The sequence below is a fragment of the Enterococcus massiliensis genome (genome assembly GCF_001050095.1).
Classification (GTDB): Bacteria; Bacillota; Bacilli; order Lactobacillales; family Enterococcaceae; genus Enterococcus_C; species Enterococcus_C songbeiensis.
This window is the reverse complement of sequence record NZ_CVRN01000007.1, coordinates 98,359-111,851: the sequence shown is the minus strand read 5'-3', so window position 1 is coordinate 111,851 and position 13,493 is coordinate 98,359. Positions and strand designations below refer to the sequence as shown.

Genomic DNA, 13,493 nt, shown 5'->3' with positions numbered 1-13,493 from the left:
GGAGGTCGTGTAAAAATGAAGCAAGAAAAATTAATCCAATTAATTGATCAAATGACCTTAGATGAAAAGGTCGATCAATTACTCCAACTAGCTGCCGATTTTTATACTAAAGCCGCTGAAGAAAAAACGGGACCAATGAGTGATTTAGGTCTTACAGATGAGAACATAAAAAATGCAGGTTCTACTTTAGGGCTTGCAGGAGCAAAAGAAGCTATCCATGTACAAAAACAATATATGAAAAGAAATCGCTTAGGAATACCAACATTAATTATGGCCGATATCATTCATGGTTTTCGAACGATTTTTCCAATACCTTTAGGCCTAGGAAGTAGTTGGGATTTAGCAGCTGCTGAAAAGATGGCAGAAATTTCTGCGAAAGAGGCAGCAGTTTCAGGTGTTCACGTTACCTTTTCACCGATGGTTGATTTGGTAAGGGACCCACGTTGGGGAAGAGTGATGGAATCCACAGGTGAGGACCCTTATTTAAATAGTCGATTTGCAGCGGCTTTTGTTAAAGGGTATCAAGGCGATGATCTTAAGCATGATTTTTCTAGAGTAGCTGCTTGTGTCAAACACTTTGCTGCATATGGTGCAGCTATTGCTGGTCGAGACTACAATACTGTCGATATGTCCGAAAGAAAATTACGTGAAAGTTATTTACCAAGCTACAAAGCAGCTTTAGATGCAGGGGCAAAATTAGTAATGACCTCTTTTAATACTGTTGATGGAATTCCGGCAACGGGAAATAAATGGTTATTTCGCGATGTTTTGCGGAAGGAATTTGGTTTTGATGGAGTGGTTATTTCTGACTGGGGTGCGGTAAAGGAATTGATTCCGCACGGTGTAGCTGAAGATGAAAAAGCCGCTGCTAAGCTAGCGATTGAAGCGGGTGTGGACATTGAAATGATGACCACTTGCTATACAAAATATTTGGCAGAGTTGATTGAAGAAAAGACGATAAAAGAAGATTTATTAGATGAAGCGGTACTAAGAATTTTAGAGCTGAAAAATGATTTGGGGCTATTTGAACATCCTCATCGTGGGGCGAGTGAAAAAAAGGAATCTATTATTCTATCAAAAGAGCATCGTGAAGCTGCTCAAGAAATCGCTAAAAAATCAGTTGTTTTGCTGAAAAATGAAGACATTCTTCCATTAAAAAAAGAAGAAAAAATTGCAATCGTTGGTCCTGCCGCCGCCTCGAAAGATGTTCTAGGTGCTTGGTCATGGCAAGGGAAGATGACTGAAGCAGTTTCGTTAATTGATGGAGCGAAAGAAAAAAGTAAAAATATATTAGTTGGAACAAAATTTTTTGATTATTTCAACCCTAGTCTTGAAGCAGTCAATGAAGCTGCTGAACTTGCAAGACAGGCAGATAAAGTTGTTTTAGCTTTAGGTGAAGCAGAGTGGATGAGTGGAGAAGCCGCTAGTCGTAGTGATATTCGTTTGCCACAAGCACAAATTGACCTTTTTGAAAAAATTAAAGAAGTAAACCCACAACTTGTCGTTACATTATATAATGGACGACCTTTAGATCTTCGAGCAATTGATGGTGCAAAGGGAATCGTAGAAGCTTGGTTTCCTGGAACGGAAGCTGGTAATGCACTTGCGTCTATTCTATGGGGAGATTATAACCCGAGTGGTCGTCTAAGCATGTCCTTCCCAGAAAGTGTGGGTCAAGTGCCAATTTACTATAATTGTGATAGTACAGGGCGACCATTAGAAACGACTCAGGATGAGAAATATGTTTCTAAATATTTGGATGTCTCTAATTATGCAAAATATCCTTTTGGATTTGGTTTAGGTTATAGCACATTTGAATATGGAGAACTTTACTTAGATAAATCGAGGATAACTCATGGCGATACGTTGACTGTATCAATAGATGTGACGAATCAATCAACTATTTCTGGGGTAGAAACTGTTCAGTTGTATATTCATGATCTTTTTGGACAGGTTATTCGTCCCGTAAAAGAGCTGAAAGATTTTAAACAAGTATATCTAAATGCTGGCGAAACACAAACCATTCACTTTTTTGTAAATGAATCAATGCTTCGCTATGTACACAGTGATAATCAAAAATACAGTGATTCAGGAGTTTTTGAAATCATGGTTGGTCCAAACAGTCGTGATTTACAGAAAGCAAAATTTAAATTGACGAATTAAGTAGGGAGTAGGAATTTTTCAATGAAACAAAAACAGTATATTCAAAATGGCGTAAGAGCTACTTTTTTACCAACTGGTGATCTCTATGAAATAACCAAAAATGACATCATGATTAACCAATTGAATGGAAATCCTTTAGATGGAAGCTGCAATCAACTGTATTTGCGAGTTTTTGAAAATGACACTATTTTCTCTACGCCTTTGATTGGCTCAAATAGTGAGAGTACCGTATCTTTTCAAAAAGATGGAATCTTGTGGCAAGGGGAGTACAGAGGGATAACTTATTATGTGTCATTTGCTCTATCAGAAGCAGGAATATGGTTTTGGACAGTTGAGCTAATCGGAGACGGAAAAGTTGTTGATGTAATTTCCGGTCAAGATCTTGGAAATGCATCCAAAGGTGCAGTCCAATCAAATGAAGCTTACATGTCACAATATGTAGATCATAAAGTTATGCACAATGAGAACGGATATATTGTCACATCAAGACAAAATCAACCGCAAGACGGATTATTTCCAGTCGTAGAGTTAGGAAGTTTATCTAAAACTGTAGGATTTTCAACCGATGGGTATCAATTTTTTGGTAGATCCTATAAAAAAACAAATAAACCTGAAGCTTTAGTCAAAGAAAGTTTAGAAAATGAAGTATATCAATATGAATTTGCGTATATTGCTCTGCAATCAGAAAAAGCTGAACTAACAAATAATGAAAAAAGAGAGATTATTTTTTACGGTGGAACGAAAGAAAACCTAAGTACATCAGTAGAAGTACCAATTTTTAACAGCTCATTAGTGCAAGCCATTTATCAAAAATTAACTCCTCTAGAAAAAGATAAAACAGGTATATCTTTCTCAAAAAAAATTGGGAAAACACTAATCGGTGAAACATTCTCAGATCAAGAAATTGAAACATTGTTCCCAATCAGAACTCTTGTTGAAAAGAGTTCCAGCAATCAGTTACTGTCTTTCTTTACAGAGAAATATCGACATGTTGTTTTGCAAGAAAAAGAGACAGCAATGGAACGGGCACATGGACACATTTTATTAAGTGGTACGGATCTCACTGTAGATAAACCACCATTAAGTACCACTTTGTATATGTATGGAATTTTTAATTCTCAGATTGTTTTAGGGAATACTTCGATGAATAAGCTGATGAGTAATAGTCGCAATTCCCTTAATGTATTTAAGCAATCAGGACAACGAATTTATTTAAAACGAGAAGATGACTGGGTATTGTTGACGATGCCTTCTGCATTTGAAATGGGATTGAATGAAGCAACGTGGTATTATAAACTAACGGACGATTTAATCAAAATTACAACCTACACATTAGCCGACTCTCGTGAAGTCAGAACGGTATTCAGCAGTGAGAAAAAGAAAGAGTACACGTTAGCTATTAGTAACCATTTATTAATGAATGATGCAGAGATCCCTAAGTATCTGGTGAAAAAAGAGGATCATTCTTTAAAGATTACTGCGGCAACGGATTCTGTGATTCATACAGAGTATCCGAATTTAGTTTATTATTTGAATTTAAATAAAGATTTTCAAGTTACAGATGAGCGAATATTCGGTGTACAGACAGATGATCCCAATTTACAGATTTTATTACCTGTTCCTACAGCAGAATTCACTATGACAATTCAAGGAAGCTTGACGGGAGAAAAATTTGTGCACACTGCTACAACTCAAGTAGCCGAAGAAACAAAATTTAGTTCATTTATTGATGGACTATTGAATAATTTTCAATTAAAGCATGACGATGCTGAGGTGGAAAGTACCAATGTATTAGCACGCTGGTACACACATAACATGTTGGTTCATTATCTTTCACCACATGGGTTAGAACAATATGGTGGTGCTGCTTGGGGAACTCGTGACGTTTCGCAAGGACCGACTGAATTTTTCTTTGCCGTTAATCGACCAGAGATTGTAGGAAGTATTATCAAAACGATTTATGCAAATCAATTTGATAATGATGGAAATTGGCCTCAGTGGTTCATGTTTGATCGTTATGAAACTGTAAAAGCAGACGAAAGTCATGGAGATGTTATCGTCTGGCCTATGAAAGTAGTAGCAGATTATCTTGAAAAAACAGAAGACTTTGAATTATTAAAAGTAAGCATACCTTTTACTGATCGAAAAACGTTCAAAAAAACAAAAGATCAGTATTCATTGTTTGAACATTTGAAAAAAGAAATTGCTTATATTGAGAAAAATTTCCTAGAAGAAACGTACCTTTCATGCTATGGTGATGGTGACTGGGACGATACGTTACAACCGTATGACAACAAACTGAAAAAACATATGGCAAGTAGTTGGACAGTTGCTTTGACTTATCAGGTCATCAATAAATTAAGTATTGTTCTAAAAAACGAAGAACCTGAGTTTGCAACTCATTTGTCTCAATTAAAAGACGGGATTAAAGCAGACTTCGAAAAATATATGCTAGGGAATGATACGATTCCAGGATTTGTTTATATGGAAAAAAAGGATCAACCAGAAATGATGATCCATCCGACGGATAAGAAAACAGGAATCCAGTATAGATTGTTGCCAATGACTCGAAGTATGATTGCAGAACTTTTGACACCGGAACAGGTAGCTGCTCATTTAGCGATTATCAAAAAATACCTACAGTTTCCAGATGGCGTACGGTTGATGAATCGACCAGCACATTACCATGGTGGTGTCAGCACTAACTTTAAACGAGCAGAACAAGCCGCTAACTTTGGTAGAGAAATTGGGTTGCAATATGTTCATGCACATATTCGTTTTACAGAAGCAATGGCCAAAATTGGTGAAGCAGAAGAAACCTGGAAAGCATTGCAAACGATTAATCCAATCCAAATTACAAAGAGAGTTCCTCATGCAGAGCTGCGACAATCGAATGTATACTTTAGTAGTTCAGACGGGGATTTCAAAACTCGGTATGAAGCACAAGAAAATTTTGATAAACTTAGACAAGGTCAAGTAGGTGTAAAAGGTGGTTGGCGCATTTATTCAAGCGGTCCTGGAATTTACATGAATCAGTTACTTACAAGTGTTTTAGGTATTCGTGAAACGACAAAGCATGTAACGTTTGATCCAATTTTACCTAAAGAATTAAATGGTTTAACTATGGATTACAAGCTTTTGAAAAAAAATGTTGAAATCGTTTTTCATAATGATCATTTAGAGAAAAAGATAGTAATTAATGGAACCTCTGTAGAATATACAGTTAATGAAAATCCTTATCGCGAGGGTGGTTTAACAGTAAACGTAACGGATATGGAGCAGTTGCTGAAAGATACAAATACGATTGAAATTTTTTATTAGGAGATGAGGGCAAGTGGTAGGAATCAAAGATATTGCAAAGGCAGCTGGTGTGTCGATTTCGACTGTTTCTTATGCATTGAATGGTAGTCCAAAAGTAACAGAAGAGACACGGGAAAGAATAACCGCCATTGCTAAAAAATTAAATTATGTTCCTAACATGGCTGCCCGAACCCTAAAACGACAACAAACAAAAATTATTGGTGTGTTTCTAGCTGATTATGGCGGTAGTTTCTATGGAGAATTGCTTGAGGGGATAAAAAAAGGGTTAGAAACCTATGATTATGAAATGATTGTTTGCAGTGGTCAAAAATCACATCTTTTCATTCCCGAACGGATGATTGATGGAGCGATTATTTTAGATTGGACCTTCAAGACAGATGAAATTACGAATTTTGCTGATCGAGGACATACTTTAGTTGTTCTCGATCGGGAGATTCAGCATGAAAATATTCGCAAAGTATTGCTGGATAATACAGGGGGGGCCACATTAGCAATCGAAAAAATGGTTGCTTCTAATAGTCAAAAAGTATTCGTTCTAACCGGACCATTCGGCTACGATAGTGAGAAGCGTTTGGAAGCAAGTACAAGAGAGCTAGAACGCTTCGGAATAGAATTTGAGATTATTAAAGGAGAATTTACTGAACCATCTGGTTATCGGGCGGCTGAAGAAATCTTACGAAAAGAACCTCAAATTCCAATTGATATTTTTTCATTTAATGATGAAATGGCTGTTGGTTTCTACAAATATTGTAAAAAAACGAATTTACATATTGGACGAGACGTCAGAATCATTGGGTTTGATAATATTGAGATCGGTAGTTTTCTACAACCGAAATTGGCAACGATTTCTTATTCAAAACATCGTTGGGGAATGGTTGCGGCTGAAAAGATTGTTCAATTAATCAATGGGGAAAAAGTTGAGGATGAACGGATTTATACGACTTATATTTCTGGAGATTCGTTTCCATAAAGGAAAAGGAGAAAAAAGATGGCAATTAACCAAATGAATTTTCGTTCAGAGGTTCTAGGAATGATGGTCTCAGTAGCTATGTACATACCAGATAATTTTCAGAGTGACTACCCAGTTATTTATTTGCTGCGTGGTCGATCAGATGATTGTAACACATGGTTGAATGCAACTTCCCTAGCAAGATATGCCACAGAGTATCCATTCATCATCGTCATGCCAGAGGTTGGTCTGAGTTATTATACAGATATGGTTCATGGACAAAATTATTGGAAGTACTTGACACAAGAGCTGCCTCAAAAAATAAAACAATGGTACTGCATAACCACTGAACCAAAGGAAACCTTTGTTGCTGGGTTATCAATGGGCGGTTATGGAGCGTTTAAATGGTCCATGCAAAAACCTGAATCATTTGGTGGGGCAGCTTCTTTATCCGGTGCGCTTGATGTTGTTTCATTATGGGAAAGAGACACTTCTCGCAATAAGGAATTCACTACTATTTTTGGTAATCTGAATCAGCTAAAAGAGAGTACTGATAATTTATTCAATCTGTTTGAGAACGAAAAAAGATTGAATTTCCCTCATTTTTTACAGATATGTGGCACAGAAGATTTTTTGTACCAAGACAATCAAAAATTTCGAAGACAAGCTGAAAAGTATTTTGAAAATTTTGATTATATTGAAGCTGAAGGAACACATGATTGGCTTTTTTGGGATACGATGATTCAAAAAGTTTTGATCTATTTTTCGCAATTATTAACGAATAAATAAAGAAGCATTTTCGAGAAACAGGAGGTCCGTTCATCCATGTTTTAAGAAAATGCTTCTTTTTCTCACAAAACTTCACGTTCCAACTGCTCTTTTTTTATTCGTCGATACGGAGCGAGGGAAACAATCTTACCAGACTGTTTTGCCACGGTTTCAGGAGGATTCTCCTTTTTCTCGGTATCTTGTGGAGGCGTTGGATTTATTGGTGAAAGGTTTGTTTTTTGTTTGATTTTATTTTTTATGTCGGTGAAATCGGTGCTGAAAGCTTCCGTTTTATTAGACAAATGATAGTAAAGAATTTCTGGTGGAACGCGAAAACGTGCAGGCAGCATTGTTGTACCGATTCCTGTACTCACGGATAGGATGGTTTGCTTCGTTGGTAAATACAAGCTATGGGTGTAACGGGTCGCACCCGCATTTTTGACCTGATAAAAAGGTAGGCGAATCTGTCCGCCGTGGCTGTGTCCAGCTAAAACTAAATCATAGATTGCCAGATTTTTGACGTGTTGAATACTGTCAGGTTGATGGACGAGTAAGATGTGCCATTCTGCCAATGTACTCTCATAGTTGTACCGAGCTTGCCCTGAAGAAGGATCTTCAATTCCAGCAATCGTCATAGATACCTGAGCATCTGACCCGAAAACCGATTCGTTGGTCAAAACGGTGAAACCAGCTTCGTGCAGGATTTCCAGTACAAAATGCTTTCCGTCACTTTTGTAGTCGTGGTTTCCCAGAACGGCGATTTTTCCCATCGGTGCATGCAATTTTTTTAATTTTTCAATCAGTCGGTTTGTCTGCTTCACCGGCCAATGTTTGTAATCGTCTAATAAATCGCCGGTAAAAACAATCAAATCCGGTTGGTTTTCCATGATTGAGCGAATGATTTTATTGATACGTTTTGGTTTGTACCAGTGAGAAAAATGAAAATCGCTGAGGTGGGCGATAACGACATCCGAATCGGCGGTGAAAAGATCATAAGCATTGGAAATATCTAAAACCCGCGCTTTATTTTTGCGAATGAGATAATGTTTGGCTTTCAGCCTGCGGGGTTCAATGAAGACCGCGTAGAAAGCTATGCCTAAAAATACTGCTAGAATCCCTAAAAAGATCAGCATATGGAAGGTCTCCTTTGTTTGTCTGCTAAAGTATAGAATAGAGGATAAAAGCAAAAAAAGCAATCGAACATCCCGTGAAATTCTTGTGGAAAAAGGGAATAGAAAACAGATTATTTTTTATTGAAGTGAAGAAGAATCGTCATAAAACAGAGTGAAATAACAACAAAAAATGAAACCTTTCTTAAAAGAAAAGTTTCATTTAAACGTTCGATTTCGAGGACCTTTGGAAACAGGAATTTTTTTTGCTTTTTTCGGAATGAAAAAGACGAGGCAATCGTAAGGGACTAAAAGTAATGACCAGGCGACACTGCGGCTGGCACCATAGCGATGATACAACTGTGTCAGCAGAAAATGACTAGTGAAGATTCCCACACCTGCCAATAATGTGACCACCCAAAAAGAGTCCCAATCAGTAAAAAACTTAAAAGCCGTCAAAGCAAAGGGATAAAGATAAAAGAAACTTGCCACCAAACCAAAACGCCAATTTCGAGTAATTTGGCGGATCGAAAGCAAAAAGAAAAGCAGAGACAGGACAATACCTAATGGTGGAAAAAGACCAATTAAAAAAGAATAGACAGCGCCATAAAGCAGCATAGCTGGTCCTTTGATCAACGCCGCCGCACCGATAAGAAGGAACAGACAGAAAAGTTGTGTGGAGAAACCAGAGACAGTCAGTAGGCTGAAGACACCTAAAAGCAGCCAATGCAATCGGGACAATCCCGATTCATGCTGAGACAGTTGTTGGTTGCGCAAATACGCAGCCACTCGTGGAAAAGATCGCTGAAAATGATCCACAGGAAAACCTCCTTTAATAGATAGCTTCAGTATACAAGCTGGTGAGAAGAAAAACATCCAACTCCAGACGGATGTTTTTTACTTCCAATTTTATAAAATTGCTTGTAAGAATCGGGGCGCGACAGGTTTCATTTTTTTGAAAATATGCTAAAGTTAGAGAGGAAAAGAAGACAGTACTTCCAACAAGTGTTTGGGAAAACGAAGATTTAGTATAGAAAGTTTATTACGAAAACAAAGGAGGAGTAGAGATGATTTTTGATTCTCATACTCATTTAAATGCCGAACAATTCAATGAGGATATCCCAGAAACTATCCAGCGAGCAAAAGAACTGGGGGTTTCAGAAATGGCTGTTGTCGGCTTTGATACCCCGACGATTGAAAAAAGTCTAACCCTCAGCAAAAAATATCCTTTCATTTACAGCATAATCGGTTGGCATCCAACTGAAGCAGGCAGTTACAGCAAAGAAATCGAAGAAGACCTGCAACAAAAACTAAGCTTGCCAAAAGTAGTTGCTTTAGGGGAAATCGGCTTGGATTATCATTGGATGGAAGATCCGAAAGAAGTTCAAGACAAGGTTTTTCGCCGTCAAATCGCCATTGCTAAAGAAATGAATCTGCCAATCAGTATCCACATGCGGGAAGCTATTGAGGATACTTATCAAATTTTGAAGGAAGAAGATGTCCGAGATATCGGTGGAATCATGCACAGCTACAGTGGTGATGCCGAATGGGCGAAACGCTTTTTAGAACTGGGAATGCACCTTTCTTTCAGTGGCGTGGTCACCTTTAAAAAAGCAACGGATGTTCAGGAGGCAGCACAAATCGTGCCGTTGGATAAATTATTGGTTGAAACAGATGCGCCTTATCTGGCGCCGGTTCCTTATCGCGGCAAACGCAATGAGCCCGGCTATACTCGGTATGTTGTCGAAAAAATTGCTGAGCTTCGTGGGGTACCTTTTGAAGAACTTGCCAATCAGACGCGTGACAACGCCCATCGGTTGTTTAGGATTGATTAATGAGTAAATTAAAAATTGAAGAAATCATTGTCGTTGAAGGAAAAGACGATACCCGCAGAATTCAAGAAGTTGTTGATGCAGATACCATCGAAACAATTGGCTCTGCAATTAATGAAGAAATTTTGGCACAAATCGAACTGGCGCAAGAAACACGTGGTGTGATCGTATTCACCGATCCCGATTTTTCCGGTGAAAAAATTCGTAAAAAAATTATGGAAGTTGTGCCGGATGCTAAGCACGCATTCTTGCCCCGCAGTGAAGCAGCACCGCAAAAACGTGGCAATAGTCTCGGCGTTGAGCATGCCAGTGATGCTTCCATCTTGCAGGCATTGGACAAAATCGTGACACCGGCTAGCGATACCGTCTCTGAAATCAGTAGACAACGCCTGATGGAATATGGTTTAATAGCGGGTACGAATGCCAAACAGCGACGAGAAAAACTCGGAGACGAGCTGCGTATCGGTTATACCAACAGCAAACAACTGGAAAAACGACTGCAGATGTTTCGAATCACAGAAGAAGAATTTCTTGCGGCAATGGCAAAAGTTGAGGAGCAACTAGCTGAAGCAAGGAAATAGCGGGGAAAAAGGAAGGAGAATCTTTTTGAAAGATACTCGAGAAATTGCAGCACCATCAAAAACACGAGATATTTTAGCCAAGCATGGGTTCACATTTAAGAAAAGTCTCGGTCAAAATTTTTTGACGGAGCCGAATATTTTACGAAAAATCGTGGAAACAGCTGGAATTGATACTACGACCAATGTAATTGAGGTCGGACCGGGAATCGGTGCATTAACAGAACAGTTGGCAAAAAACGCGGCGGAAGTTTTGGCTTTTGAGATTGATGATCGGTTGATTCCGGTATTGGAAGATACATTGTCAGCCTACAACAATGTCACGATTCTCCATCAAGACGTACTAAAAGCTGATCTAGAAACGGTGGCGGATCATTTTCAGGAAGAATACCCCATCAAAGTTGTGGCAAATCTGCCTTATTACATCACTACCCCCATTATGATGCACTTTTTGGAATCAAAGTTGCCGGTTGCTGAAATGGTGGTTATGATGCAAAAAGAAGTAGCAGATCGAATTTCTGCAAAACCAGGAACTAAAGCATACGGCTCGTTGTCCATCGCAGTGCAATATTTTATGGAAGCAAAATTGGCTTTTATTGTTCCTAAAACGGTTTTTGTACCACAGCCAAATGTGGATTCCGCTATTTTAAAATTGACCCGCCGAACAACACCGGCAGTGACCGTCACCAGTGAAAAAGAATTCTTCAAATTGACGAAGGCTTCGTTTCAATTACGGCGAAAAACGTTGTGGAACAACCTCTTGCATAGCTATGGCAAAGATGATGCCACCAAAGAATGGTTGACTAACAGTCTTGCCACAGCAGAAATTGATCCGAAACGACGGGGCGAAACTCTTTCCTTAGAAGAATTTGCCCGTTTGAGCAATGCACTGGAAAACAGCCGACCTTCATAAAAATAGGTAGGAAACAAAAAAATGGTAGAGTAGCATAATCGCTCCTACCATTTTTTTAGTTATATTTTTTTAAGAGTGCTTCTGGGGAATAGACGATCAGCCCATTTTTTTCGTCATTCATAGACGTTTGTTAACTAGTTATAAAAAGTATAACTATCTGCTGATAAACCAACCACAAATTCCCAAAAAAGTTGCCTCGCGCTAAATAAACGTAGTAAGATACAAACAGAGAAAATAGTTTTAGGAGAGAAAAAATGGCGAATAACTATATTATGGCAATCGATCAGGGAACGACCAGCTCCCGAGCAATTATTTTTGATAAAAAAGGACAGCATGTCGGCAGCTCCCAAAAAGAATTCACCCAATATTTTCCACAGGATGGTTGGGTCGAACACGATGCCAATGAAATCTGGAATTCTGTTCAATCAGTGATTGCCGGAGCTTTCATTGAGTCCGGTGTAAAACCTGATCAAATCGAAGGTATTGGTATCACCAATCAACGCGAAACAACGGTAGTATGGGATAAAAAGACTGGACTGCCGATTTATCATGCAATTGTTTGGCAATCCCGACAATCGGCAGAGATAGCCGATAAGTTGAAAGCGGATGGGTACGAAGAATTCTTTCACGAAAAGACCGGATTAGTGATCGATGCCTATTTTTCAGCCACCAAGGTTCGTTGGATTTTGGATCATGTAGATGGTGCGCAAGAGCGGGCGGAAAAAGGAGAATTATTGTTTGGGACGATTGATTCTTGGTTGGTATGGAAATTAACCGACGGGCAAGCCCATGTAACCGATTATTCCAACGCCAGTCGAACGATGTTGTTCAATATCAAGTCATTGGATTGGGATCAAGAAATTTTAACACTGCTTAATATTCCTCGGGAGATGTTGCCCAAGGTTGCTTCAAATTCTGAAATTTATGGATACACCCAAGGTTACCATTTTTATGGGGGAGAAGCACCAATCTCTGGTATGGCAGGTGATCAGCAGGCAGCGCTGTTTGGACAAATGGCCTTTGAACCCGGCATGGTAAAAAATACTTATGGCACAGGTTCCTTCATCGTAATGAATACCGGAGAAAAACCACAGATTTCCAAAAATAATTTATTGACGACAATCGGTTATGGAATCAACGGTAAAATCTATTATGCGTTGGAAGGATCGATTTTTGTTGCCGGTTCTTCTATCCAATGGTTAAGAGATGGATTGAAAATGTTGGAAAAAGCCAGCGATTCAGAGGAAGCTGCCCGTCGTTCCACGAGTGAGGACGAAGTGTACGTTGTTCCGGCTTTTGTTGGTTTGGGGGCACCTTATTGGGACCAGGATGCCAGAGGAGCAATGTTTGGCTTGACTAGAGGCACCACCAAAGAAGATATCATCAAGGCCACCTTACAATCCATTGCCTATCAAGTTCGCGACATCGTGGATACGATGCAGGCAGATACCGGCATCACGATTCCTGTTTTAAAAGTTGATGGGGGTGCGGCAAATAATGAATACTTGATGCAGTTTCAGTCAGATATTTTAAATGTACCAATTCAACGGGCAGAAAATTTAGAAACAACGGCATTAGGTGCTGCCTTTTTAGCCGGATTGGCTGTCGGCTACTGGAAGGATACGGACGAAATTAGTGAATTTTACGAAGCCGGCAAACGTTTTGAACCCCAAATGAGCGCAGAGCAGCGGGAAAAATTGTATACCGGTTGGAAAAAAGCCGTCAAAGCAACGCAAGCATTTGAATAAAACCATTAATCCTCGAAGAATTTTCGGGGATTTTTTTTGAAAGAAAACCAGACAAGTGTCTTGACACATTTAAGATTTCCATCTAAAATAAATGACATTCAGGTGTCTTGAC

At 38.9% G+C, this 13,493-nt stretch carries 9 protein-coding genes and 1 pseudogene; 8 read left to right on the top strand and 2 right to left on the bottom strand.

Annotated features, from left to right (window positions below):
* The first annotated feature begins 15 nt into the window (after nucleotides 1-15).
* Genes BN1875_RS07765 through BN1875_RS07750 form a run of 4 tightly spaced genes read left to right on the top strand, consistent with a single transcriptional unit; the run spans nucleotide 16 to nucleotide 7,222 of the window.
* A complete protein-coding gene (locus tag BN1875_RS07765) occupies nucleotides 16-2,163 on the top strand; it encodes a glycoside hydrolase family 3 N-terminal domain-containing protein (protein WP_048604293.1) in 2,148 nt (715 codons plus the stop codon).
* 21 nt (nucleotides 2,164-2,184) lie between these two features.
* A complete protein-coding gene (locus BN1875_RS07760; protein WP_048604292.1) occupies nucleotides 2,185-5,484 on the top strand; it encodes a GH36-type glycosyl hydrolase domain-containing protein in 3,300 nt (1,099 codons plus the stop codon).
* Between the two features lie 13 nt (nucleotides 5,485-5,497).
* The gene (locus tag BN1875_RS07755) at nucleotides 5,498-6,454 is read left to right on the top strand and encodes a LacI family DNA-binding transcriptional regulator (RefSeq protein WP_048604291.1); all 957 of its coding nucleotides are present in this window, start codon (nucleotides 5,498-5,500) and stop codon (nucleotides 6,452-6,454) included.
* An 18-nt stretch (nucleotides 6,455-6,472) separates the two neighbouring features.
* The gene (locus BN1875_RS07750) at nucleotides 6,473-7,222 is read left to right on the top strand and encodes an alpha/beta hydrolase (protein ID WP_048604290.1); all 750 of its coding nucleotides are present in this window, start codon (nucleotides 6,473-6,475) and stop codon (nucleotides 7,220-7,222) included.
* Nucleotides 7,223-7,500: 278 nt separating this feature from the next.
* Here the strand turns inward: BN1875_RS07750 and BN1875_RS07745 are convergent.
* Nucleotides 7,501-8,334 (bottom strand): annotated as a pseudogene (locus BN1875_RS07745) (metallophosphoesterase); the annotation flags it as partial.
* 195 nt (nucleotides 8,335-8,529) lie between these two features.
* Complete coding sequence (locus BN1875_RS07740) at nucleotides 8,530-9,129, bottom strand: hypothetical protein (RefSeq protein WP_069959638.1); 600 nt, start codon at nucleotides 9,127-9,129, stop codon at nucleotides 8,530-8,532.
* A 248-nt stretch (nucleotides 9,130-9,377) separates the two neighbouring features.
* On the opposite strand from BN1875_RS07740, the gene BN1875_RS07735 reads away from it, so the two are divergent.
* From BN1875_RS07735 to glpK, 4 genes are all read left to right on the top strand, one after another.
* Entirely contained in the window at nucleotides 9,378-10,145 is a 768-nt protein-coding gene (locus BN1875_RS07735; protein ID WP_048604289.1) for a TatD family hydrolase, read from the top strand.
* A complete protein-coding gene (gene rnmV, locus BN1875_RS07730) occupies nucleotides 10,145-10,723 on the top strand; it encodes a ribonuclease M5 (protein WP_048604288.1) in 579 nt (192 codons plus the stop codon). Before BN1875_RS07735 ends, rnmV begins: the two co-directional genes overlap by 1 nt.
* 25 nt (nucleotides 10,724-10,748) lie before the next feature.
* The gene (rsmA, locus tag BN1875_RS07725) at nucleotides 10,749-11,633 is read left to right on the top strand and encodes a 16S rRNA (adenine(1518)-N(6)/adenine(1519)-N(6))-dimethyltransferase RsmA (RefSeq protein WP_048604287.1); all 885 of its coding nucleotides are present in this window, start codon (nucleotides 10,749-10,751) and stop codon (nucleotides 11,631-11,633) included.
* Between the two features lie 254 nt (nucleotides 11,634-11,887).
* On the top strand, nucleotides 11,888-13,381 hold the full coding sequence (gene glpK / locus BN1875_RS07720; protein ID WP_048604286.1) for a glycerol kinase GlpK: 1,494 nt from the start codon (nucleotides 11,888-11,890) through the stop codon (nucleotides 13,379-13,381).
* The last annotated feature ends 112 nt before the right edge of the window (nucleotides 13,382-13,493 follow it).

Excerpts from the sequence above, each read along its gene's own strand:
- BN1875_RS07765 (WP_048604293.1), top strand. The coding sequence starts at position 16 with ATGAAGCAAGAAAAATTAATCCAATTAATTGATCAAATGACCTTAGAT.
- BN1875_RS07760 (WP_048604292.1), top strand. The coding sequence starts at position 2,185 with ATGAAACAAAAACAGTATATTCAAAATGGCGTAAGAGCTACTTTTTTA.
- BN1875_RS07750 (WP_048604290.1), top strand. The coding sequence starts at position 6,473 with ATGGCAATTAACCAAATGAATTTTCGTTCAGAGGTTCTAGGAATGATG.
- BN1875_RS07735 (WP_048604289.1), top strand. The coding sequence starts at position 9,378 with ATGATTTTTGATTCTCATACTCATTTAAATGCCGAACAATTCAATGAG.
- rnmV (WP_048604288.1), top strand. The coding sequence starts at position 10,145 with ATGAGTAAATTAAAAATTGAAGAAATCATTGTCGTTGAAGGAAAAGAC.
- glpK (WP_048604286.1), top strand. The coding sequence starts at position 11,888 with ATGGCGAATAACTATATTATGGCAATCGATCAGGGAACGACCAGCTCC.